Origin of the sequence: Stenotrophomonas maltophilia group sp. Smal32 (assembly GCF_030237085.1) — a bacterium.
Classification (GTDB): Bacteria; Pseudomonadota; Gammaproteobacteria; order Xanthomonadales; family Xanthomonadaceae; genus Stenotrophomonas; species Stenotrophomonas maltophilia_Q.
In genome coordinates this window covers 29,914-53,547 of record NZ_JASJSI010000015.1, presented here as the reverse complement: position 1 = coordinate 53,547, position 23,634 = coordinate 29,914, and the positions used below count along the sequence as shown (strand labels likewise).

The 23,634-nt window shown below is 67.2% G+C and carries 16 protein-coding genes, 3 tRNA genes and 1 pseudogene; 11 read left to right on the top strand and 9 right to left on the bottom strand.

The features are described from left to right. The first annotated feature begins 127 nt into the window (after window positions 1–127). Genes QRO91_RS05815 through QRO91_RS05805 form a run of 3 tightly spaced genes read left to right on the top strand, consistent with a single transcriptional unit; the run spans window position 128 to window position 4,757 of the window. Window positions 128–1,366 (top strand): efflux RND transporter periplasmic adaptor subunit, encoded by a 1,239-nt coding sequence (locus tag QRO91_RS05815; RefSeq protein WP_049430101.1) that lies wholly within the window; start codon window positions 128–130, stop codon window positions 1,364–1,366. Then, a complete protein-coding gene (locus QRO91_RS05810; protein WP_049430102.1) occupies window positions 1,363–3,321 on the top strand; it encodes a MacB family efflux pump subunit in 1,959 nt (652 codons plus the stop codon). Before QRO91_RS05815 ends, QRO91_RS05810 begins: the two co-directional genes overlap by 4 nt. Further along, the gene (locus QRO91_RS05805) at window positions 3,318–4,757 is read left to right on the top strand and encodes a TolC family protein (RefSeq protein WP_197620003.1); all 1,440 of its coding nucleotides are present in this window, start codon (window positions 3,318–3,320) and stop codon (window positions 4,755–4,757) included. Before QRO91_RS05810 ends, QRO91_RS05805 begins: the two co-directional genes overlap by 4 nt. A gap of 172 nt (window positions 4,758–4,929) precedes the next feature. Here QRO91_RS05805 and rlmB read toward each other — a convergent pair whose 3' ends face one another. The 3 genes from rlmB to rnr all read right to left on the bottom strand — a co-directional run bounded on the left by rlmB (window position 4,930) and on the right by rnr (window position 8,814). Beyond that, on the bottom strand, window positions 4,930–5,673 hold the full coding sequence (gene rlmB / locus QRO91_RS05800; protein WP_049430104.1) for a 23S rRNA (guanosine(2251)-2'-O)-methyltransferase RlmB: 744 nt from the start codon (window positions 5,671–5,673) through the stop codon (window positions 4,930–4,932). 93 nt (window positions 5,674–5,766) lie between these two features. Next, a complete protein-coding gene (locus tag QRO91_RS05795) occupies window positions 5,767–6,261 on the bottom strand; it encodes a GFA family protein (protein WP_197620002.1) in 495 nt (164 codons plus the stop codon). A gap of 87 nt (window positions 6,262–6,348) precedes the next feature. Continuing rightward, window positions 6,349–8,814 (bottom strand): ribonuclease R, encoded by a 2,466-nt coding sequence (rnr, locus tag QRO91_RS05790; protein ID WP_049430106.1) that lies wholly within the window; start codon window positions 8,812–8,814, stop codon window positions 6,349–6,351. A 128-nt stretch (window positions 8,815–8,942) separates the two neighbouring features. Here rnr and QRO91_RS05785 point away from each other — a divergent pair. Together QRO91_RS05785 and QRO91_RS05780 are read left to right on the top strand one after the other, a co-directional pair. After that, a tRNA-Leu gene (locus QRO91_RS05785) sits at window positions 8,943–9,027 on the top strand. A gap of 208 nt (window positions 9,028–9,235) precedes the next feature. After that, window positions 9,236–9,320, top strand: a tRNA-Leu gene (locus QRO91_RS05780). A gap of 56 nt (window positions 9,321–9,376) precedes the next feature. On the opposite strand, the gene QRO91_RS05775 is transcribed toward QRO91_RS05780, so the two are convergent. Beyond that, window positions 9,377–10,123 carry a sulfite exporter TauE/SafE family protein gene (locus QRO91_RS05775; protein ID WP_049426719.1) on the bottom strand — a complete coding sequence of 249 codons (747 nt, stop codon included), beginning with the start codon at window positions 10,121–10,123 and terminating at the stop codon, window positions 9,377–9,379. A 98-nt stretch (window positions 10,124–10,221) separates the two neighbouring features. On the opposite strand from QRO91_RS05775, the gene QRO91_RS05770 reads away from it, so the two are divergent. The 3 genes from QRO91_RS05770 (at window position 10,222) to QRO91_RS05760 (ending at window position 12,199) form a co-directional block, all read left to right on the top strand. After that, window positions 10,222–11,115: a LysR family transcriptional regulator gene (locus QRO91_RS05770; protein WP_049426718.1), complete on the top strand. Its 894-nt coding sequence runs from the start codon at window positions 10,222–10,224 to the stop codon at window positions 11,113–11,115. Between the two features lie 56 nt (window positions 11,116–11,171). Continuing rightward, a tRNA-Leu gene (locus QRO91_RS05765) sits at window positions 11,172–11,256 on the top strand. A 157-nt stretch (window positions 11,257–11,413) separates the two neighbouring features. Next, window positions 11,414–12,199, top strand: a complete 786-nt coding sequence (locus QRO91_RS05760) for a hypothetical protein (RefSeq protein WP_049427535.1) — start codon at window positions 11,414–11,416, stop codon at window positions 12,197–12,199. Window positions 12,200–12,298: 99 nt separating this feature from the next. On the opposite strand, the gene emrB is transcribed toward QRO91_RS05760, so the two are convergent. The 4 genes and pseudogenes from emrB to emrR form a co-directional block, all read right to left on the bottom strand. After that, complete coding sequence (gene emrB, locus QRO91_RS05755) at window positions 12,299–13,885, bottom strand: multidrug efflux MFS transporter permease subunit EmrB (protein ID WP_197620001.1); 1,587 nt, start codon at window positions 13,883–13,885, stop codon at window positions 12,299–12,301. Between the two features lie 7 nt (window positions 13,886–13,892). Next, complete coding sequence (locus tag QRO91_RS05750; protein WP_336621512.1) at window positions 13,893–15,242, bottom strand: biotin/lipoyl-binding protein; 1,350 nt, start codon at window positions 15,240–15,242, stop codon at window positions 13,893–13,895. Further along, window positions 15,209–16,579, bottom strand: a pseudogene (emrC, locus tag QRO91_RS05745) (multidrug efflux transporter outer membrane subunit EmrC); the annotation flags it as partial. The gene QRO91_RS05750 and the pseudogene emrC, both read right to left, overlap by 34 nt. After that, window positions 16,576–17,019, bottom strand: a complete 444-nt coding sequence (emrR, locus tag QRO91_RS05740) for a multidrug efflux system transcriptional regulator EmrR (RefSeq protein ID WP_049429561.1) — start codon at window positions 17,017–17,019, stop codon at window positions 16,576–16,578. The pseudogene emrC and the gene emrR, both read right to left, overlap by 4 nt. Window positions 17,020–17,191: 172 nt before the next feature. On the opposite strand from emrR, the gene QRO91_RS05735 reads away from it, so the two are divergent. Further along, a complete protein-coding gene (locus QRO91_RS05735) occupies window positions 17,192–18,073 on the top strand; it encodes an AraC family transcriptional regulator (RefSeq protein ID WP_180849161.1) in 882 nt (293 codons plus the stop codon). 60 nt (window positions 18,074–18,133) lie between these two features. Continuing rightward, the gene (gene parC, locus QRO91_RS05730; protein ID WP_049429559.1) at window positions 18,134–20,377 is read left to right on the top strand and encodes a DNA topoisomerase IV subunit A; all 2,244 of its coding nucleotides are present in this window, start codon (window positions 18,134–18,136) and stop codon (window positions 20,375–20,377) included. Between the two features lie 250 nt (window positions 20,378–20,627). Here parC and bfr read toward each other — a convergent pair whose 3' ends face one another. Continuing rightward, window positions 20,628–21,116: a bacterioferritin gene (gene bfr / locus QRO91_RS05725; RefSeq protein WP_049429558.1), complete on the bottom strand. Its 489-nt coding sequence runs from the start codon at window positions 21,114–21,116 to the stop codon at window positions 20,628–20,630. Between the two features lie 124 nt (window positions 21,117–21,240). Between bfr and QRO91_RS05720 the strand changes: the two genes are divergently transcribed. Continuing rightward, a complete protein-coding gene (locus QRO91_RS05720) occupies window positions 21,241–23,568 on the top strand; it encodes a penicillin acylase family protein (RefSeq protein ID WP_197619999.1) in 2,328 nt (775 codons plus the stop codon). Window positions 23,569–23,634 lie beyond the last annotated feature (66 nt).

The following is a 23,634-nucleotide window of genomic DNA, read 5'->3' as shown; positions in this document are numbered from 1 at the left end:
ACCTGTGGTTACGCGTATTCACCGACAGTGTTACATAGAGACATACCCCGAGGATTGAGCCGCCCATCGCCCGGTCTTCACAATGCCCACCAACGCCGCCACCGCGGCCCGAGAGTGAAGCCACGACGTGACGTTCCGCCTGTTGCCCGCGACCCGCCGGGGTCGCCTGATACTGATCGCCCTGCTTGCCCTGATCGTTGCCGTGGCCGCCTGGTGGCTGCTTCGCAAGCCCGCCGCCCCGGCCGTGGCGACCACCCCGGTCAGCCGCGGCGACATCGAACAGACCGTGGATGCCACCGGCGTGATCGACGCCTACAAGCTGGTCAGCGTGGGTGCGCAGGCCTCGGGCCAGATCAAGTCGCTGAAGGTGCAGCTGGGCGACACGGTGAAGGAAGGCGACCTGATCGCCGAGATCGACGCCACCACCCAGCAGAACCAAGTGCTCAACGCGCAGGCCTCGCTGGACCAGGTCACCGCCCAGCGCGCCGTGCAGCAGGCCACCCTGCGCCAGGCCGAACTGGAGTTCGCGCGCCAGCAGCAGATGCTGGCCGCCGAAGCCACCTCGCGCCAGGAATATGATGCCGCCGAGGCCCAGCTGAAGACCGCCCGCGCCCAGTTGCAGTCCTACGAGGCGCAGATCAAGGGTCGCCAGACCGAACTGGGCACCGCCCGCGCCAACCTGGCCTACACCCGCATCACCGCGCCGATGGATGGCACCGTGGTGGCGGTGGTGGCCGAGGAAGGCCGCACCGTGAACGCCAACCAGACCGCGCCCACCATCGTGATGCTGGCGCGGCTGGACGTCGTCACCGTCAATGCCGAGATCTCCGAGGCCGACGTGGTCAAGATCAAGGCCGGCATGCCGGTGTACTTCACCACCCTGGGTGACCCGGACCGCAAGTACCACGCCACCCTGCGCCAGATCAATCCGGCGCCGGCCTCGATCGCCAACGAGAACTCCTCCAGTTCCAGCAGTTCGTCCAGCTCCAGTTCCAGCAGCGCGGTCTACTACAACGCGCTGTTCGACGTGGAAAACCCGGACGGCACGCTGCGCATCGACATGACCGCGCAGGTCTCGGTACTGCTCAAGCAGGCCAAGAACGTGCTGATGGTGCCGGCGGTAGCGCTGGGGCCGAAGCGCCGTGGCGATGAGCGCATGGTGCGGGTGCTGGATGACAAGGGCCAGCCGCAGCCGCGCAAGGTGACGGTCGGCATCAACAACGGCGCCTCGGCAGAAATCCTGTCCGGGCTGAAGGAAGGCGAGCGCGTGGTGGTCGGCGAGGCCAATGCGGCTGCGGCCGGTGGCGGCAGCCGTGGCGGCATGCAGATGCGGGTCGGCGGCCCGGGCATGGGTCCGCGCCGATGAGCACGACGGCGCCGCTGCTGCGCCTGCGCGACCTGCGACGCGAATTCCCGGCTGGCGATGACGTCATCGCCGTACTGCGTGACGTCAACCTGGATATCCACGCCGGCGAGATGGTGGCGATCGTCGGCCAGTCCGGCTCGGGCAAGTCGACGCTGATGAACATTCTCGGCTGCCTCGACCGCCCTACCCGCGGCAGCTACCAGGTGGCCGGGCGCGAAACCGGCAGGATGGAGCCGGACGAACTGGCCGAACTGCGCCGCGAGCATTTCGGCTTCATCTTCCAGCGCTACCACCTGCTGGGTGACCTGGACGCGCGTGGCAACGTGGAAGTCCCCGCGGTGTATGCCGGCAGCCCCGGCCCGGTGCGCAACGCGCGCGCCGAACAGCTGCTGCAGCGGCTGGGCCTGGGTGATCGCATGCACCACAAGCCGGGCCAGTTGTCCGGCGGCCAGCAGCAGCGCGTATCGATCGCGCGTGCGCTGATGAACGGCGGCGAGGTGATCCTGGCCGACGAACCGACCGGCGCGCTGGACACGAAATCCGGCGAAGAAGTGATGGCGATCCTCGGGGAGCTGCATGCCGAAGGCCACACCATCATCATCGTCACCCACGACATGAGCGTGGCCCAGCACGCGCAGCGCATCATCGAGATCCGTGATGGCGAGATCATCGCCGACCGCGCCAACCCGGAGGCACCGACCTACCGTGCGCAGCGCGAAGCCAGCACCGGCGTTGCCCACGGCAACAGCTGGCGGGCGGCCCGGGATCGTTTCACCGAAGCGTTCCGCATGGCCCTGCTGGCGATGAACGCGCATCGGCTGCGCACCTTCCTGACCATGCTCGGCATCATCATCGGCATTGCCTCGGTGGTCTCGGTGGTGGCGCTGGGCAACGGCTCGCAGCAGCAGATCCTGCAGAACATCAGTGCGCTGGGCACCAACACCATCGACGTCTATCCCGGCCGCGGCTTCGGCGACATGCGCTCGGCCCGCGTGCAGACCCTCAAGGCCAGCGATGCCGATGCCCTGTCCCGGCAGAGTTATGTGGACAGCGCCACGCCCAGCGTGTCCAGTTCGGTCACCGCGCGCTACCGCAACCAGTCGTCCACCGCGCAGGTCAGCGGTGTCGGCGAGCAGTTCTTCCGGGTCAAGGGCGTGAACCTGCTCAGCGGCAGCTTCTTCGATGCCGATGCGGTGAAGGGCCTGGGCCAGGTGGCGGTGATCGATGAGAACACCCAGACCCAGTTCTTCCCCGATGTCGATCCGATCGGCCAGGTGATCCTGCTCGGCAACGTGCCGGCACGCGTGGTCGGCGTGGCCAAGCGGCAGAGCTTCGGCTTCGGTGGCAGCACCAGCCTCAGCGTATGGGTGCCCTACACCACGGTGATGTCGCGCATGCTCGGCCAGAGCCACGTCTCCAGCATCACCGTACGCGTGGACGACAGCACGCCGATGGATGCCGCACAGGAAGCGATCACCCGCCTGCTGACCCTGCGCCACGGCACCGAGGATTTCTTCCTAAGCAACAGCGCCGAGATCCGCGAGACCATCGAACAGACCACGCGCACGATGACCCTGCTGATCGGCGCCATTGCCGCCATCGCGCTGCTGGTCGGCGGCATCGGCGTGATGAACATCATGCTGGTGTCGGTGACCGAGCGAACGCGCGAGATCGGCGTGCGCATGGCCGTGGGCGCACGGCAGAGTGACATCCGCCAGCAGTTCCTGATCGAAGCGGTACTGGTGTGCCTGCTCGGTGGCGTACTCGGCATCGGCCTGGCCTTGCTGCTGGGCTCGATGATCGGCCGCTTCGCCAGTGACTTCCAGGTGCTGTTCTCCACCGCTTCGATTGTTGCCGCGTTCGCCTGCTCGACCCTGATCGGCGTGGCGTTCGGCTTCCTGCCCGCGCGCAATGCCGCGCAGCTCGACCCGGTCGAGGCCCTGGCCCGCGAATGACGATGATGACCCGACTGCCCTTCCCCGCTCCCTCGCGCCTGCTGCTGGCCGGCGCTGTCCTGCTCGCCCTGTCCGCGTGTGCCTCGGTGGGTCGCTATCCGGTGCAGGACCCCGACGTGGCGGCCAGCTACGGGCGTGGCGATGCCACGCTCAATGCACCGGCCGACGACCCGCGCAGCAGCCTGGATACCCCCGGCCGCGACATCCGCCAGGACACCTGGTGGACCGGCTTCGGCGATGAGCGGCTGGACCGTCTGGTGGCCCGCGCGCTGGCCGCCAACAGCGACCTTGCCGCCGCCGGCCTGGCCGTGCAACGCTCACGCCTGCAGGCCGGGCTGGCCAGCAACGCGCTGTGGCCGCAGCCTTCTTCGTCCGGCGTAAGCGGTAATGCCAGCCGCGCCACCGACCAAGCCGACGACTGGCGCCGCAGTTATTCCACTGGCGTCTCGCTGGGCTGGGAGGTCGATCTGTGGGGCCGCCTGCGCACCCAGCGCGACATCGCCCGCTGGGAAGCCCAGGCCAGCGAGGAAGACCGGCAGAACACCGCGCTGCTGGTGATCAGCGACACCATCACCCAGTACTGGAACCTGGCCTATCTCAACCAGTCGATCGCCACCGGGCAGGCCAACCTGGAGCGGCTCGAACGCACCCGCGAACTGGTGCAGGCGCGCTTCGATGCCGGTGCTGTGTCGCGCCTGGAAGTGCGCCAGGCACTGCAGAACCTGCAGTCGCAGCGGTCCTCGCAGAGCGCGCTGGAACAGCAGCGGGTGGAGGTGCGCAATGCGCTGACCGTGCTGCTGGACGGCACGCCGTGGCCGCAGCAGGACGAGCCGCAGGACCTGCTGGGCGCACACAGCCCGGGCATCAGCGAAGGCCTGCCGGCCGACCTGCTCGGCCGCCGTCCCGACCTGCGCGCGGCCGAACTTCGCCTGCGCAACAGCCTGAAGACCATCAAGGTGACCGCCACCCAGTACTACCCCGCGTTGAGCCTGACCGGCAGCCTCGGCTCCAGTGCAACCTCGCTGGGTGATGTGCTGCGCAACCCGGTGGCCACGCTCGGCGCGGGCCTGTCGCTGCCGTTCCTCAACCTGCAGCGCGCGCAGCTGGATACGGATATCGCCGGCACCGCCTATCAGATCGCCGCCACAAACTTCCGCAAGACGCTGTACACCGCGCTCTCGGAAGTGGACAACGCGTTGTCCGCGCGCGAACAGCTGGCACGCCAGGTGGCGGCCTCGCAGGCCTCGTACGACGAAGCGGTGGAAGTGGAGCGCGCGCAGGAAGTGCGTTACCGCGTGGGCGCCACCGACCTGCGCACCTGGCTGGAAGCGCAGCAGACCCGGCGCGATGCCGAGCTGTCGCTGGCGCGCGTGCGCCAGGGGCAGCTGAATAACGACGTCACCCTGTTCAAGGCGTTGGGCGGCAGCGCGGGGTGAAGCCGCGAGAGCGCCAACCAAGGTTGGCGACTACCGGGCAGGTGTCGACCTGGGTCGACACGCTACTTCTGTAGAGCCGAGCCCATGCTCGGCTGCTTTCTGATCGGGAAGACGCGCCCGCGCTGCGTGCGACAGCCGAGCGTGGGCTCGGCTCTACAAGACCGCTGGCGGATCAACCGCGCTGGCGCACGGCCTCGAACAGGCTGACGCCGGCAGCGACCGAGACATTCAGGCTCTCGATCTCGCCCGGCATCGGGATCTTGACCAGGCCATCGCAGTTCTCGCGGGTCAGGCGACGCAGGCCATCGGCCTCGCCACCGAGCACCAGGGCGATGTTGCCCTTCAGGTCCAGCTGGTACAGCGAAGCGGTGGCTTCACCGGCCAGGCCATAGATCCACACGCCCAGCTTCTGCAGGTCCTTCAGGCAGCGCGACAGGTTGGTCACCGCCACCACCGGGATCAGATCGGCGGCACCGGCCGAGGTCTTGCGCACGGTGGCATTGACCGTAGCCGACTTGTCCTTGGGGATGATCACGGCGGTCGCACCGGCCGCAGCGGCCGAGCGCAGGCAGGCGCCGAGGTTGTGCGGGTCCTGCACTTCGTCCAGCACCAGCAGCAGGGCCTTGCCTTCGGCTGCGGTGACCAGGCCTTCCAGCTCGTTCTCGCTGTAGGTGCGGGCAGCAGCATAGCGCGCGGCCACGCCCTGGTGGCGCACCGAACCGCCCACGCCATCCAGCGCCTGACTGTTCACCTTGCGCACGTCGATGCCCTTGCGGCGGGCATTTTCCTCGATCTCGGTCAGGCGCGGGTTCTTCGCACCGGCCTCGACCAGCACTTCGCGGACGTTCTCGGCGTCGTTCTCGATGGAGGAGGCGACGGCGTTGACGCCGACGATCCACTGGCTGTTCTTGCTCATGCGGGCGGGGACCGGAAAGGGGGTGGCTATGGTAGAGCATCGGCGGCGGCCGCGCTTCGCGCTCGCCGGGCATGGCCCGGCGCTACCCGCCTTTCACCCTTCGGCTGAACGGCTGCGCGGCGGCCAGTGCGGCGTGTCGTGGTCCGGGTGCTGATGGGACACGATGGTAGCCAGGAACTCCAGCGCCGCGATGTCTTCCTCGGTACGACGGGCCGGCAGGCTGGCCAGCGTATCGACAAACGGCAGCTTGCGCTCGACTCCGTACTGGATCGTCGGCGGCAGGCGCTCGGGTTCGTCAAAGGCACCGGCGGCCACCGCCACGCCGTCCGGCGCCTCGTAGGTCAGCGGCGTGCCGCAGTCGGCGCAGAAGCCACGCCGCACCACGTTGGACGACTGGAAATAGCGCGGCTGGCCGCGGGTCCAGCTGAACTGCACGCCGCGCACGGATACCAGCGGCGCGTAATAGGCACCGAACGCCTTCTGGCACATCCGGCAATGGCAGATCGAGCTGTCGGTCAGCGCACCGCGCGCCTGGAAGCGGATCGCGCCGCACTGGCAGCCGCCGCTGTATTCGGGTTGGCCTTGCATGGTGCGTTCCTCCGAAACGTCGTGCCAACGCACGGTTGGCACCTACCGGGTGAGGTGGGGGCCGACCGTTGGTCGGCACGCCTTTCATCAATATTGCTTCTTGGTGCGCTTGGCCGGCTTGCCACGCTCGGGCAGCGGCGGCAGGCCATCGCCTTCGTCCTCGCCCTTGTGCTCGACCAGGCGGAAATCGATCTTGCGCTCTTCCATGCTGGCCTTCAGTACCAGGATGCGCACGCGGTCGCCCAGGCGGTAGCTGCTGCCGCGGCGTTCGCCGGTCAGCGTCTTGCGGGTGGCGTCGAACTTGTAATAGTCCTGCGGCAGTTGGGTCACGTGCACCAGGCCCTGCACCTTCGACTCGTCCAGTTCCACGAACAGGCCGAAGCTGGTTACGCCGCTGATCACGCCGTCGAACTGGCCGCCCACATGCTTTTCCATCCACGCGGCGCGGTAGCGCTCGTCCACCTCGCGCTCTGCCTCGTCGGCACGTCGCTCGCGTTCGGAACATTGCAGTGCCAGCGCGGCCATCTCGCGGGCGTTGTAGGTGAACTTGTCCAGCGGCTTGCCGGACAGTGCGTGCTTGATCGCGCGATGCACCAGCAGATCGGGGTAGCGGCGGATCGGCGAGGTGAAATGCGCGTACGCCTCCAGCGCCAGGCCGAAGTGGCCGTGATTCTCCGGGCTGTAGATCGCCAGGCTCTGGCTGCGCAGCAGCACCGATTCCAGCAGCGTGGCATCGGGGCGGTCGCGGATCTTCTTCAGCAGCTTGGTGTAGTCACCCGGGCGCACCTTCGACCACGGCGGCAGGCTCAGCTTGAACTCCTTGAGGAATTCCAGAAGGTCGGCGTACTTGGTTTCCGGCGGCTTCTCGTGGATGCGGTACGGGGCCGGCACGTGGCGCGACAGCAGGTACTTCGCCGCCTCGACGTTGGCCGCGATCATGCATTCCTCGATCAGCTTGTGCGCGTCGTTGCGCACCAGCATGCCGGCCTGGGTGACTTCACCGCGGTTGTCCAGCACGAAGCGCACTTCACTGCTTTCGAACTCGATGGCACCGCGCTTGGTGCGCGCCTTGGACAGCACCTTGTACAGCTGGTGCAGGCGCTGTACCTGCGGCAGCAGGTCGCCCATCCAGGCTTTGGTATCGGCATCGTCCTCGCCCACCGCCTTCCACACCTGGGTGTAGGTCAGGCGCGCGTGCGAGTTCATCACCGCTTCGTAGAAGCGCGAATGCGTGACCAGGCCGTCGCGGTCGATCTGCATGTCGCAGACGAAGCACATGCGGTCGACCTTCGGCATCAAAGAGCAGATGCCGTTGGACAGCGTCTCCGGCAGCATCGGCACCACGAAGCCCGGGAAATACACCGAGGTCGCGCGCTTCTGCGCTTCCTCGTCCAGCGGCGTGCCGGGGCGAACGTAGTTGGATACATCGGCAATCGCCACCACCAGGCGGAAGCCATCGGCATTCGGTTCGCAGTACACCGCGTCGTCGAAGTCCTTGGCATCTTCACCATCGATGGTCACCAGCGGCGTGCTGCGCAGGTCGACGCGGTCGCCGATCATCGCCGGCTCGACCACCATCGGCACCGACGCGGCTTCGTCCAGCACTTCCTGCGGGAACTCGAACGGCAGTTCGTGGCCGTGGATCGCGGTTTCCACCACCAGCGAGGCGGTCAGCTTGTCGCCGAGCACGGCGATGATGCGGCCGATCGGCGGACGGCGGCTGTCCGGCGCCTGGGTCAGCTCGCAGACCACCAGCTGGCCGTCACGCGCGCCACCGGTCTGGTCCGGCGGCACCTGCACGTTGCGCTGCACGCGCTTGTCGTCGGGCACCACGTAATTGATACCCATCTCGATGCTGAAGCGGCCGATCAGGCGGGTCATGCCGCGTTCGAGCACGCGTGCAATGCTGCCTTCGCGACGGCCACGGTGGTCGATGCCGGTCACGCGGGCCAGCACCTTGTCGCCGTGCATCACCTTGCGCATTTCATACGGCGGCAGGAACAGATCATCGCCACCCTCGACCGGGCGCAGGAAGCCGAACCCTTCCGGGTTGGCGATCACCACGCCGGTCACCAGGTTCAGGGTCTGGATCGGGGCGAAGCCGCCACGGCGGTTCTGCACCAGCTGGCCATCACGGACCATGGCGCCGAGCCGGCGCGACAGCGCCTCGGCACGGTCCGGCGCGGTCAGTCCCAGGCGTGCGCCCAGTTCCTCGGCGGTCTGCGGCCCTTCGCAACGCTCCAGCAGGGCCAGGATGGCCTCGCGGCTGGCGATGGGCTGTTCGTATTTCTCGGCTTCGCGCGCGGCATAGGGATCGTCGATCACCTTGCCGGTCGGCGGCAGCTTACGGCCCGGCGCCGGGCCGGGGGCAGTGGCATCGGTATTGCGGACCTTGCGGCCGCGCGGCGGTGCGCCGCCTTCATTCAATTCGGGGAACCAGCCCGGCAACGGCTTGCCCGGCTTGGTGATGCGGGCTGCGCCCGCCTTGGCGCCCTTCTTTGGGGCCTGGCTGCGGGAATTGCTCCCGCCCTTGCTTGGTTTTTTGGTAGTCATCGCCCTACATGGTAGCCGTTGATGGCGTGCAGAACGGGTCAGCGCCCGCCTTGGAGGCGTTGGATTAATAAATTTCAGAAAGTCGTTGACAGTCCCCGGATTCATCTTCACAATTGCGCCTCTGGAACGCCCAGGTGGCGGAATTGGTAGACGCACTAGTTTCAGGTACTAGCGGGTAAAACCGTGGAGGTTCGAGTCCTCTCCTGGGCACCAACGAAAAAACTCCTCGCTTCGGCGAGGATTTTTTTTGCCCGCGATTTGGCGTCGAGGGTCGGATCGCTTTCCGCGAGGCAAAGGGCTCTGACCCCGACACCAGCCCTTGGGGTCAGAGCCACTTTCGCACGCGAAACGGGTTCCGACCCCGGCCCTGCAAAAAGTATTGACACCCCCGTCACAGCACCCCATAATCTCGCTCCTCGACGCCCAGGTGGCGGAATTGGTAGACGCACTAGTTTCAGGTACTAGCGGGTAAAACCGTGGAGGTTCGAGTCCTCTCCTGGGCACCACGTCGAGAATGAGAAAAACCCGCGAAAGCGGGTTTTTTCATGCCCGGAATCCGGCATCAGAACAGCGGCCGCAACACCAGTTCCAGCCCAAGCAGCAGCAGGAACCCGAGGAAACAGGCGCGGAACACCCGTGCGCTGATGCGCTGCCGGATCACTTGGCCCAGCCACATGCCCAGCAGCGCCGGCACCACCGCCAGCGCACTCAGGCCCAGCTGCTGGATGCCGAATGCACCGTGCATCACCAGTCCGGTGGTCAGCGAAATCGTTGACACGGTGAACGCCAGCCCCAGCGCCTGCACCAGTTCCTCGCGCTGCAGCCCCAGCGACTGCAGGTACGGCACCGCCGGCATCACGAACACACCCGTCGCACCGGTGACCACGCCCGACAGCGCACCGACCAGCGGCCCCAACCAACGCTCGCGCCGCTGCGGCACGCGGAACACCGGCGCCAGCAGCGCATAGGCCGCATAGACCACCAGGGCCAGGCCCAGGGCAACGCGCGACCCGGTGCGGTCGACCCGCACCAGCAGCGCTGCCGAAGCCAGGGTCACCACCACCACTGCCAGCATCATCGGCCACAGCCGCCGCACGATGCCGCCCAGCGACGGACCGGACACCAATTGCCACGCGTTGGTGACGAAGGTGGGAATGAACAGCATCGATGCGGCCGCCACCGGCGACAACGCGCCGCCCAACAGGCCCATCGCCACCGTCGGCAGCCCCATGCCGGTCACGCCCTTGACCACGCCGGCCAGCACGAACACCACCACCAGCAACCCATAGAAGTACATCGCCTCGTTCATGCCGCCATTGGAGCGGCCGCGGCAACGGCGCACAATGCGGCTTTGCGGCCCCACCCTTCGGACCAGCCGAAGGCAGCCGCCCTGCCGAGGTCATTCCCATGCGACTGGACATTGCCGATCTGCGCCTGTTCCTGGCCGTCGCCGACGCGGGCAGCATCACCGCCGGTGCGGCACAGGCCAACCTGGCCCTGGCATCGGCCAGTGAACGCCTGCGCGCCATCGAAGCCGATGCCGGCAGCACGCTGCTGGACCGGCATCCACGCGGGGTAAGCCTGACCGAAGCCGGTGCCGCCCTCGCCCACCATGCGCGCTTGATCGTGCAGCAGCAGACGCAGCTGCGCGGCGAGCTGCAGGCATTCGCACAGGGCGCGCGCGGCACCCTGCACCTGTATGCCAATACCGCTGCGCTGACCAACTACCTGCCCTCGCGCCTGGCACCGTGGCTGGCCCAGCGGCCACGGCTGCGGGTGGAACTGCACGAGCGCACCAGCAACGAAGTCGTGCGCGCACTGCGCGCCGGGCAGGCCGAGGCCGGCATCATCAGCGACGCCGTGCCGGCCGAGGGACTGCAGCGCCATGTGGTGGCCGAAGATCCGCTGGTGATGCTGTTGCCGGGCCACCACCGTTTCGCCCAGCGCCGCAGCGTGTCCTTCGCCGATGTGCTGGGTGAAACTTTCGTCGCGCTGGCCGACGGCAATGCCCTGCAGACCTACATCGAAGAACTGGCCGCTGCCGCCGGTCGCGTGCTGGATGTGCGCATCCGCATGAAAACCTTCGAGGGCCTGTGCACGATGGTCGGCCACGGCATCGGCGTGGGCATCATGCCGCGCACGCTGGCCCGGCAACACCGGCGCAGCACCGGCACCGTTGCAGTTCCACTGGAAGATGCCTGGGCACAGCGTCGTCTCTGCGTGTGCATTGCCGACGCGCAGGCACTGTCAGCACCGATGCGCAGCCTGCTGCAGCACCTGGGCGTTCGCACTGAAAAATAAATGTGAAATTGTGTTGACACATCGGCGTGCTTACCGCACAATTTCTCTCCTGAGTCGCCCAGGTGGCGGAATTGGTAGACGCACTAGTTTCAGGTACTAGCGGGTAAAACCGTGGAGGTTCGAGTCCTCTCCTGGGCACCATGACTCAAGATGATCAAACCCGCGAAAGCGGGTTTTTTCGTTTCTGCAGTCCCCGTCGACCTGGATTGACAGCGCGCCCATCCTGAGCGCCTGCAACTGATTCAAGTCCGCCCATCCGGTACCGATATGGAAGGCAGGACCGTGAACATCTGGGCTTATGGACAAGGCAAAGAAAGACCCGATCACACTGGATGTTGCCTCGCTCTTCAACGAGATGAAGGAATTTGATGGCGCTTATGTGAAAGCGCGCAAGGCACACTCCCCTCCGATCCTCAGCGATACGGTACTGGTCGCCCTCGGAATCGCGCTCGCCGTCCTGCTGACCGTGATCGCAATGGCCGCCATCATCAAGCAATTTGCGTATGAAGGCGACCAAACCTTCTGGAATCCCATGGGTCTGGGATTCATGATTTTCCTTGTGGTCCTCGCGCTGCTCTGGGCAGTCTGGTTCGCACTGGATGCCGTTCACTCGGCATTGACGATGTATCGCACACGACTGACAGGTATCGATCAAGCACTCCGCCGCGACGATTGGGTCGCTGCCGCACTTCAGGAGCGGATCTACAGTGCGCAGAAGCAAGCAGCGAATGGCAAGGCTTCCTCGCCCATGGAGCCCGCCGGGACATGCGCGCGTTTGCAGCAATTGATCCGCCACCTGCAGTCGGAATGCCGAGTCCGCTTGGCACGTGCCAATACTGGAGGTCTACTGGGCGCAATGGCGGGCTTGATCATCACCGGGTCGGATACGGCGCAGAAGCTCATGCAGATCAAAGTGCCGATCGAGGTCCCCTCCTACACTGTGGCACTGGCCATCGGAATCATGCTTGGCGCAATCCTCCAAACCTACTTCGCCGCCAGACTCTCACGACTGGCGGAACTGCTGGAACGGGTCGTACTGGGCCTTCAGTCGCATTCATCGGCCAGCGCGGGCCAAAGCCGATAGCCCGTAGCATGCATTTCAGGTGTGACGGCCGCCACGACACCCCTCAAACAAAAACCCCGCCTTGCGGCGGGGTTCTTGCATTTCAACGGCAATGATCGATCAATGGCCGCCGGCAGACGCCGCACCCGCACCCGCGCCGAACGGTGGTTTGGCCAGCCACAGGAACGTGATGATCGCCAGGAAGATCCAGCCCAGCAGGAAGAAGATGTCGTTGAAGCCCATCTGCGAAGCCTGGTGGTTGATCATGTTGTTCAGCACCGCTGCACCGTTCTGCAGGTTGCCCTGCCCCATCGCGGTCACCTGGTCCTGCATGCCCGGCTGATAGGCCGAGATGTGCTCGGTCAGATCCGCATGGTGCACCTGGGTACGACGCGCCCACAGCCACGTGGTCAGCGATGCTGCGAAGCTGCCGCCCAGCGTACGCAGGAAGGTGGCCAGGCCGGAACCCGCCGCGATCTCGCGGCCATCCAGGTCCGACAGCAGGATCTGCAGCACCGGCATGAAGAACAGCGCCACGCCGATGCCCATGATCAGCTGCACGCCGGCCACGTGCATGTAGTCCACCTGCAGGTTGAAGTTCGAGCGCAGGAAGCTGGTCATCGACAGCACGATGAAGGCGATCGTGGCCAGCATGCGCATGTCGAAGCGCGATGCGTACTTGCCCACGAACGGGGTCATGATCACTGGCAGGATACCGATCGGCGCGGTCGCCAGGCCCGCCCAGATCGCGGTGTAGCCCATGTCACGCTGCAGCCACTGCGGGATCAGCAGCGCCACGCTGAAGAACGCCGCATAGGCCACCACCATCGCCAGCGTGCCTGCGCGGAAGTTTCGATGCCGGAACAGCTTGAGGTCGACGATCGGATCCTTGTCGGTCAGCTCCCAGATCAGGAAGACCGTCAGCGTCACCACTGCCACGCAGGCCAGCACCACGATCTTCATCGACGAGAACCAGTCCTCGTCATTGCCCAGATCGAGCACCAGCTGCAGCGCGCCGACACCGATCACCAGGGTGGCCAGGCCGACATAGTCCATCTTCGGCTTCTCGATCTGCTCCGGGCGCCCCTTCAACTGGTTGCCCACCACCAGCGCGGCAAAGATGCCCAGCGGCACGTTGATCAGGAAGATCCACTCCCAACTGTAGTTGTCGGTGATCCAGCCACCGAGGATCGGGCCGCAGATCGGCGCCACCACCGTGATCATCGCCAGCAGCGCCAGCGCCTGCCCGCGCTTCTCGCGTGGATAGATCGAGACCAGCAGCGACTGCGTGATCGGATACATCGGGCCGGCCACGAAGCCCTGCAGCGCGCGTGACAGCACCAGCATGCCCATGCTCTGGGCCAGGCCGCACAGCAGCGAGGTGATGACGAAGGCCAGCGTGGCCCAGACGAACAGCTTGCGTTCGCCGAAGCGGCGGCTGAGCCAGCCGGTCAGCGGCAGCGCGATGGCCGTGCTGACCGCGAATGAGGTGATGACCCACGTCGCCTGCTGCGAACTGGCGCCGAGATTACCGGCGATGGTCGGCAGCGAGACGTTGGCGATGGTGGTGTCGAGCACCTGCATGAACGACGCCATCGCCAGGCCCACGGTGCACAGGGCGACGCTGGGCGGCAGGAATCCGGAGGCCGCTCCCGGCGCCGCCGGTGCGCCCGGAGCGCCGGGCGCGGCTGGAGCTTGTGCGGACATGGCGACCTCAGCCCGCCTTCGCCTGCTGCTGCGGCAGGTTGCCCTGGATGATCGTGTGGATCACCTCGTCGGCATCATGCAGCTGCTTGGCATACACGTCGGTGTCGAACACCGTGCCCTTGGCCGGGGTGCTCGGCAGCACTTCACCCTTCTGGTCGCGCAGGCTCACTTCAGCCTTCATCGACAGGCCGATGCGCAGCGGGTGTTCGGCCAGCTGCTTGGCATCGATGGCGATGCGCACCGGCACGCGCTGCACGATCTTGATCCAGTTGCCGCTGGCGTTCTGCGCCGGCAGCAGCGAGAACGCCGAACCGGTGCCCAGGCCCAGGCTCTGGATGCGGCCCTTGTACTTCACGTCACCGGCATACAGGTCCGACTTCAGCTCCACTTCCTGGCCCAGGCGCATGTGGCGCAGCTGGGTTTCCTTGAAGTTGGCCTCGACCCACATCTGCTCGGTCGGCACTACCGCCATCAGCGCGTTGCCCGGCTGCACGCGCTGGCCGACCTGCACCGAACGACGGGCGACGTAGCCGGTGACCGGCGCGACGATGCCGGCGCGGGCGTTGTTGAGGAAGGCCTGGCGCAGCTGCGCGGCTGCCGCCTGCACGTCCGGCTGGGTGGCGATCACGGTGTCGTCGACCAACGCGCGGTTGCGTTCGACGGTCTCGCGCGACCCGGCAACGGCCGCTTCGGCCGCAGCCAGCTCATCGCGGGCGTGGGCCAGTTCTTCGTTGGAGATGGCGCCGGTGGCGGCCAGGTCCTTGCGGCGGGCGAAGTCATCACGCACGCGCTTCAGGGTCACCTGGCGCGCGTTCAAGTCCGCCTGCGCGCCTTCCACGCTGCGGTACAGGCCACGGGTCTGGCGCACGGTCTTGGCCAGGTTGGCTTCGGCCTGCTGCAGCGCCACCGAGGTGTCGGACGGGTCCAGCTGCACCAGCAGCTGGCCGCGCTCCACGCGCATGCCGTCATCGGCGTTGATGGCGACCACGGTACCGGCCACCAGCGGGGTGATCTGCACTTGGTTGCCCTGCACGTAGGCATCGTCGGTCTCTTCGAACCAACGACCGAACATGAAGTACCACAGCGCCAGCGCGGCAAGCAGCAGCACGACGATCACGAACAGGCCGCGCAGCAGGTTGCCACGGCGGTTGGAGGCGGCCGGGGCCGCGGTGTCTTGGGTCTGGCTCATGGCAGGGGTCTTCAGGAATGCGAGGAATCGGAATGGGAGGCGATCGGTGCGCGGTCGGCGTCGGCGGGCTGGAAACCACCACCCAGTGCCTTGCTCAGGCGCACCGAGGACTGCACCTGCTGCGACTGCAGGCCGGCCAGCTGCTGCTGCGACTGCAACAGCGTGGATTGCGCGGTCAGCACGTCCAGGTAGCTGCCGATGCCGGCGCGGTAGCGCTGCTGGGCCAGGTCGAAGGCCGAGCGCGCGGTGTCCACCGCCTGCTGCTGCGAGTGCGCCTGCTGCGCCAGCGAGCGCACCGCATTGACCTGGTCGGCCACGTCGCGCAGCGCGTCGAGTACGGCCTGGTTGTAGTTGGCCACCGCCAGGTCGTACTGCGCATCGGTGTTGGCCAGGTTGGCACGCAGCTTGCCGCCTTCGAAGATCGGCAGGCTCAGCGCCGGGCCGATGTAGGCGAAGGTGGAGCTGCTCTTCAGCAGGTCGCCCACGTTCGGGGCGACCACGCCGGCCAGCGCGGTCAGGTTGAAGCTCGGGTAGAACTTGGTCCTGGCCACCTTGATCTGCTTGTCGGCCGCTTCCACGCGCCAGCGCGCGGCGACGATGTCGGGGCGACGGCCCAGCAGTTCGCTGGGCAGCACGCCCGGCAGCTGCAGTGCCACCGGGTTCAGCGGTTGCGGGCGCTGGATCGACAGGCCACGGTCCGGGCCCTTGCCGACCAGCGCGGCCAGTGCGGTGCGGGCCGCGTCGATGCGCTGCTGCGCGGCCTGCATCTGCTGCTGCGCGGCCGGTACGCGAGCCTCGGCCTGGCGCACCTGCAGGTCGCTGTCGATGCCGGCACTGCGGCGCTGGCGGGTCAGCTCCAGCGACTTCTGCGAACGGGTCAGCTCTTCCTCGGCCACGTCATTGAGCTGCCACGCATAGGCCAGGTCGGCATAGGCCTGGGTGATGCCGGTGGACAGGTTCAGGCGGGCGGCCTGGGCTTCGACGGTGGCGGCGTGGGCACCATCCACGGCGGCTTCCCAGGCAGCGCGCTTGCCGCCCCACAGGTCCACGCCGTAGCTGAAGTCGAAGGCGACCTGGCTGCTGCCGCCGTAGCGGCCACCCATTTCGCTGCCGACCATCGACTCAGGCAGGCGCAGGCCAGTGTAGCCGCCGGACACCGACAGGCTGGGCAGCTGGTCAGCGCGCGCGGTACCGACCTGGGCCTGGGCCTGGCGCAGGCGCGCGTCGGCGGCGTCCAGGCTCGGATGACCGGCCAGGCCCTCGGCAACCAGCGCGTCCAGCTGCGCATCGCCCAGCGCCTTCCACCAGTCCTGCGCCGGGAAGCCGGTGGCGCTCAGGTCGGTGTCGGCCAGGGTGCGTTCGCTGTGCAGGCTGTCCACGTCTAGCACGTGGCCCTGCGGGGTGAGGCCACGGCTGCTGGCGCAGGCGGCCAGGGCCAGGGCCAGCGCTGACACCAGCAGCGCGCGCCCGGACCGGCGGAGAGTGGGATGCGGGATCGGGTTCATGGGGTCGTCAGTGAATCGCGGATTCGGGTAAGGAGGGACAGCAGCAGCGTGCGCTCGTCGGTGGAAAGATCGCGCAAGGCGTAATCCATCACCGCGTCGCCGCGCAGCTTCAGCCGCGCCCACAACGCGCGGCCTTCATCGGTCAGCACGATCTGCAGCGCGCGGCGGTCCTGCGCATGCGGTTCGCGGCGGACGCAGCCCAGCGCCTCCAGCTTGTCCAGCAGGCGGGTGACCGCGCTGGGCACCTGGTCGATGGCCTGGGCCAGCTCGTTGGCGGTGCACGGGGCCATGTGCGAAAGCACCTTCAGCCCGATGTAGTGGGTGAAGCCGATACCCAGATCTTCTTCGGCCATGGACGCGTCGAGTTGCCGGACCAGGCCGTCGCGCACCTGGCGCAGCAGCAGGCCGAAGCTGGGGGGAGTGGTTGCAGGACAGATCATGGGGGAGCATTCTCTTCCAAAAAAAATATTTCTCAATGGAAATATTTGATCTGGCATCGAATGCTGTGTTGCAGCAGTGGGCTGGATCAGTGACGGCGCACACCTTAATGGCCCGCTCAGCTGGCCCGGTAGTACAATTAAGCCAATGGATGACACATTTCAGCCAGCGGATATGATGAACAAGGCAGAAATCCCCCCTCCGAAACGCCTGCTGCGTGACGACGCACTGGACTGGTTCGAGCGCAACGACGGCCCGCCGGTGGTCGCCTTCCGCTTCGACAGCCCCCTCGGCCTGGTCCGGGAAGTGGACTGGCACCACCACCAGCGCGCCCAGCTGATCTGCGTCGAACGCGGCCTGCTGACCACCCGCACCTCGCACGGGACGTGGTCGCTGGCGCCGGGCTCGGCCGGCTGGATGCCGCCGCTGGAGCCGCATACGGTGACCCTGGACGGTCCGCTGCGTGGCTGGGGCATGGCGCTGGCCGCACCGGCCTGCGCCACCCTGCCCGCCGATCCCTGCGTGCTGGGCCTGTCCAAGCTGGCGCAGGCGCTGGCCGACCGCATCTGCGAATGGCCGCTGGGCTACGACACCACGCCCGAGCGCCAGCACATCATCGACGTGCTGCTGGACGAGATCCGCACTGCGCCGCGCCAGCGCATGCACCTGCCGATGCCGCATGACCGGCGCCTGCTGAAGATCGCCTCGCAGCTGCTGGCCGACCCGTCCGACGAGCGCAGCCTGGCCGAATGGGCGCACTGGGCCGGCCTGTCGCCGCGCAGCCTCACCCGCCACTTCCGCGACGAGACCACGCTCAGCTTCGCCCAGTGGCGGCAGCAGGCCCGGCTCTCCGAAGCCCTGCGCCAGTTGACCGATGGCCGCAGCGTGGCCGACATCGCCCACGCACTGGGCTTCAGCAGCGCCAGCGCCTTCGTCACCGTGTTCCGCCGCCACTTCGGGCTGCCGCCCGGGCGCTACCTGGCGCGGGCCGGGCATGGCCTGGAAACCGGGCTGGACCCTGCGCGCGGCTTGGCATCCCCCGCCGCATCCGGATAATCACAGGATTGCGAGCGGCGACCGCCGTCGCCGCCTCCCGACAACAGGTAACAACGCCGCATGACCGAACTTGCCCGCCCCGTGTTCCACGGATTCGAACAACTGCCGCTGCGCGAGTACGCCGAACGCGCCTACCTCGATTACTCGATGTACGTGGTCCTGGACCGCGCCCTGCCGTTCATCGGCGACGGCCTGAAGCCAGTGCAGCGCCGCATCATCTATTCGATGAGCGAGCTGGGCCTGAATGCCGCGTCCAAGCCGAAGAAGTCCGCGCGCACCGTCGGTGACGTCATCGGTAAGTACCACCCGCACGGCGACAGCGCGTGCTACGAGGCGCTGGTGCTGATGGCGCAGCCGTTCTCGTACCGCTACCCGCTGATCGAGGGCCAGGGCAACTTCGGCTCCAGCGACGACCCGAAGTCGTTCGCGGCGATGCGTTACACCGAATCCAAGCTGACCCCGATCGCCGAAGTGCTGCTGGGCGAGCTGGGCCAGGGCACCACCGACTGGGCGCCGAACTTCGACGGCACCCTGCAGGAACCGACCTGGATGCCGGCGCGGCTGCCGCACCTGCTGCTGAACGGCACCACCGGCATCGCCGTCGGCATGGCCACCGACGTACCGCCGCACAATCTCAACGAGATTGTCAGCGCGCTGCTGCACCTGCTGGACAACCCCGATGCGACCGTGCGCGACCTGTGCGAGCACGTGCAGGGCCCGGACTACCCGTCCAGCGCCGAGATCATCACCGCGGCCAACGATCTGCGGAACATGTACGAGACCGGCAACGGCAGCGTGCGTGCGCGTGCGACCTTCACCAAGGAAGCCAACAACATCGTGGTGACGGCGCTGCCGTTCCAGGTGTCGCCGTCGAAGGTGATCGAGCAGATTGCCGCGCAGATGCGCGCCAAGAAGCTGCCGTGGCTGGAAGACATCCGCGATGAATCCGACCACGCCAACCCGGTGCGCGTGGTGCTGGTGCCGCGTTCCAACCGCGTCGACGCCGAGCAGCTGATGGGCCACCTGTTCGCCACCACGGACATGGAGCGCAGCTACCGCGTCAACCTCAACGTGATCGGGCTGGACGGCCGTCCGCAGGTGAAGAACCTGAAGATGCTGCTCAGCGAATGGCTGACCTTCCGCAGCAACACCGTCACCCGCCGCCTGCAGCACCGCCTGCAGAAGGTCGAGCGCCGCCTGCACCTGCTGGAAGGCCTGCTGATCGCCTTCCTCAACCTGGACGAGGTGATCCACATCATCCGTACCGAGGACGAACCGAAGGCGGCGCTGATCGCGCGCTTCGGCCTGTCCGAGGAACAGGCCGAGTACATCCTGGAAACCAAGCTGAAGCAGCTGGCCCGCCTGGAGGAGATGAAGATCCGCGGCGAGCAGGACGAGCTGGCCAAGGAGCGCGAGAAGATCCTCGGCATCCTCGACAGCAAGGCCAAGCTGAAGAAGCTGATCCGCGACGAACTGACCGCCGACGCCAAGAAGTTCGGCGACGCACGCCGTTCGCCGCTGGTGCAGCGCCAGGCCGCGCAGGCCATCGATGAGACCGAGCTGGTGCCGAGCGAGCCGATGACCGTGGTGCTGTCGGAGAAGGGCTGGATCCGTGCCGCCAAGGGCCACGACGTCGATGCATCGGCCCTGTCCTACCGCGAAGGCGACGGACTGCAGGGCGCGGTGCGCGCGCGCAGCACCCAGCAGGTCGCGTTCCTCGACAGCGAGGGCCGCGCCTACTCGACGCCGGTGCACACCCTGCCCTCCGCGCGTGGCAATGGCGAACCGCTGACCGGCCGCTTCTCGCCGGCGCCGGGCACCAGCTTCGTGACCCTGGCCAGTGCCGAGCCGGAGGCCCGCTTCGTGCTGGCCTCCAGTCATGGCTATGGCTTCGTCACCCGCTTCGAGAACCTGATCGGTCGCAACAAGGCCGGCAAGGCGATGCTGAATCTGTCGTCCGGCTCGTCGGTGCTCACTCCGTCGGTGCTCGCCAACGTGGCCACCGACCGCATCGTGGCGGTGACCAGCTCGGGCAACCTGCTGGCGATCGCCGCCAACGACCTGCCGGAACTGGACAAGGGCAAGGGCAACAAGATCATCGAGATCCCGAAGGCCAAGCTCGCCACCGAACGCGTGGTCGCCATCGTGGCGATCAGCCCGGGGCAGACCCTGCAGGTGCGCAGTGGCCAGCGCACGATGGGGCTGAAGTTCAACGAGCTCGACGCCTACCTCGGCGCCCGCGCCACCCGTGGCCACCTGCTGCCGCGCGGCTGGCAGAAGGTGGAAGGGTTGTCGGTGGAATAAGGGCTGGGGCCCTGCCCTGGTGGGTGTCAACCTTGGTTGACACGCCTTGCCGGGGATCAGACACGAAAAAGCCGGGGCAATCCCCGGCTTTTTCGTTGTCGGCTGGCGGGCGGTGGAGCAGCTGGCGAGCGAAGGCTGGCGGGCGGTGCGCCGGTGCTGGCGGGCGACAGAACGTTGTAGAGTCGAGCCATGCTCGACTCGGATCCAAAGCAGCCGAGCATGGCCCGGCTCTACAGAGAGCGGTGCCGGCTCAGTGCGCCGGGGCGCCGCTGCCGTCGATCTTGCTCAGCTGGTACAGCTCCAGGCCGATGCGCTTGATCAGGCCGAGCTGCTGTTCCAGCCACCAGGCGTGGTCTTCTTCGGTGTCCTTCAGCTGCGCCAGCAGGATGTCGCGGCTCACGTAGTCGCCGTTCTCCTCGCACAGCTTCATGCCGGCGGCGAGATTGTTCCGAACGGCGTATTCAGTGTCGAGATCCTTCTGCAGCATCTCTTCCACAGTCTTGCCCGGCTCGGTGGCATGCGGGCGCATGTCCGGGTCGCCGCCCAGGAACAGGATCCGGCGCAGCAGCGCATCGGCGTGCTGGGTTTCCTCTTCCATCTCGTGGTTCAGGCGTTCGTACAGCGCGAACAGGCCCTGATCCTCGTAGCGGCGGGAATGGATGAAGTACTGGTCGCGGGCAGCGAGCTCGCCGCGCAGCAGTTCCTTCAGACAGGCGATGACGTCCGGGTTGCCTTTCATGGGGGGGCTCCTGTGAATCGATGTGGCATAGGGTGCCGCATTTCAGAATACGGTGATCTAATCGGAATCAGTCGCAGTTGCGCCTGCGGCTACAATCGGCCCACGAGTTCGGAAAGGACGTGCGATGCGACGTACATGGCGTTGGGTGCTGGGCGTATTGATCGCCATCGTCCTGGTCACCGCCCTGGTGCTGTGGCTGCTGCTGCGCGGCAGCCTGGCCGACCTGGACGGCGAGCATGCGCTGCCGGGGCTGGCCAAGCCGGTCACCCTCGAACGCGATGCGCTGGGCGTGGTGACCATCACCGCCGCCAGCCAGGCCGACGCGATGCGCGCATTGGGTCGCGTGCATGCGCAGGAACGTTATTTCGAAATGGACCTGATGCGCCGCAGTGCCGCCGGTGAGCTGTCGGCGCTGTTCGGGCCGAAGGCCATCGACGCCGACAAGCGCATGCGCGTGCATCGGCTGCGCGCGCGCACCGAGGCGAACATGCAGGCTGCACTGGGCGACAACATCGAAGCCGTGAGCGCCTACGTCGGTGGGGTCAATGAAGGCCTGGCCGATCTCTCCGTGCGCCCGTGGGCCTACCTGCTGCTGCGGCAGTCACCGCAACCGTGGAAGGCCAGCGACAGCGTGCTGACCGGGCTGGCCATGTACGCCGACCTGCAGGACCCGGGCAACCAGACCGAGCTTGCACTGAGCCGCATCCGCGCAGTGGTGCCGTCCGCGCTGTACGCGCTGATCGCCCACGACGGCACCGAATGGGATGCACCGCTGTTCGGCGAACCGACCGGCAACGCCACGCTCCCCGATGCCAGCCAGCTCGACCTGCACACATTGAAGGGAAAATCCGGCACCGCGCAGGAAGAGGTGGACGCTGTCGGCAGCAACAACTTCGCGGTGGCGGGGGCGCTTACCGCCGATGGCCGCGCTATCGTCGCCGACGACATGCACCTGGGCCTGCGCGCACCGGGCCTGTGGTTCCGCGTGCGCCTGCGCTACCCCGACCCGCAGGCTGCCGGCGGCCAGGTCGACGTCACCGGCTTCTCGCTGCCCGGCCTGCCGGCCGTGATCGTCGGCAGCAACGGGCACGTGGCCTGGGGCTTCACCAACAGCTACATCGACACGGCGGACTACCGGACTGAACCGGCCAACGCCGCCGCGACCGTACATGAAGAACGCATCACCGTAGCCGGCCGGGCCGACGTGGTGTTCCCGGTGCGCGAAACCGCCTGGGGCCCGATCCTGCACACCCATGCCGATGGCCGCAGCGACGCGCTGCGCTGGGTCGCCCATCTGCCGGGCGCGGTACGGCTGGACTTCAGTGACCTCGCCCGCGCTGGCGATCTGGACGCGGCCCTGCGGTTCGCCGACCACGCCGGCATTCCCGCGCAGAACCTGGTGGTCGGCGACCGCAGCGGACGCATCGCCTGGCGCCTGATCGGCGCCCGCCCGGACCGCGGTCCGGGCTGTGCACCGGCCGGCTTCACGGCCACCAGCAACCAGGACTGCGCCCCCTGGCCGATCCGCAGCGATGCCTCGCCGGCACTGATCGACCCACCCAACCATCGCCTGTGGACCGCCAACGGCCGCGTCCTCGACGGCGAGGCACTGGCCAGTGTCGGCAACGGTGGTTATGACCTCGGCGCTCGTGCGCGGCAGATCCGCGACCTGCTGGCGATCCAGGAGCGCTTCGACGAACACGACCTGCTTGCGATCCAGCTCGACGACCGCGCGGTGTTCCTGCAGCGCTGGTGGGCACTGCTGCACGACGTCATCGAACGCAGTGACGATCCCGCGCTGAAGCGATTGAAGGCGGTCAGCCATCAGTGGGGCGGGCGCGCTTCCGCCAACTCGGTCAGCTACCGGGTGGTGCGCGAGTTCCGCACGCAGGTGATGGAGACGCTGTCCGATGCGCTGCTGGCACCGGCCAATGCGCAGCTGGGTGAGGACTACCTCGATCCGCGCCTGGCGCAGCTGGAAGGCGTGGCCTGGCCGATGCTGCAGCAGCGCCCGGCCAACCTGCTGCCGCCAGCGTTCGACAGCTGGGATGCGCTGCTGATCGATGCAGCACGTCGCACGGAAGCCGAGCTCTCCAGGCAAGGCCCACTGGCCAAGCGCACGTGGGGGGAACGCAATACCGCGGCAATCTGCCATCCGATCGCACGCGCGCTGCCGGAGTTCGCCAAGCGCTGGCTGTGCATGCCGGCCGACCGCCTGCCTGGTGACCGCGACATGCCGCGGGTGCAGACGCCGAACTTCGGTGCTTCCGAGCGCATGGTGGTATCGCCCGGCCACGAGGCCGACGGCATCGTGCACATGCCCGGCGGCCAGAGCGGGCATCCCCTGTCTCCGTACTGGGGCGCCGGCCACGAAGACTGGGTGCATGGCCGCCCGACCCCGTTCCTGCCCGGCAAGGCGCAGCACACCATGACGCTGGTGCCAGCGCGGTAGTGCCGGCCGCTGGCCGGCAACCCCGGAAGACCCGGGGTCAGATCCCTTTTCCAAGGGAAAAGGGAT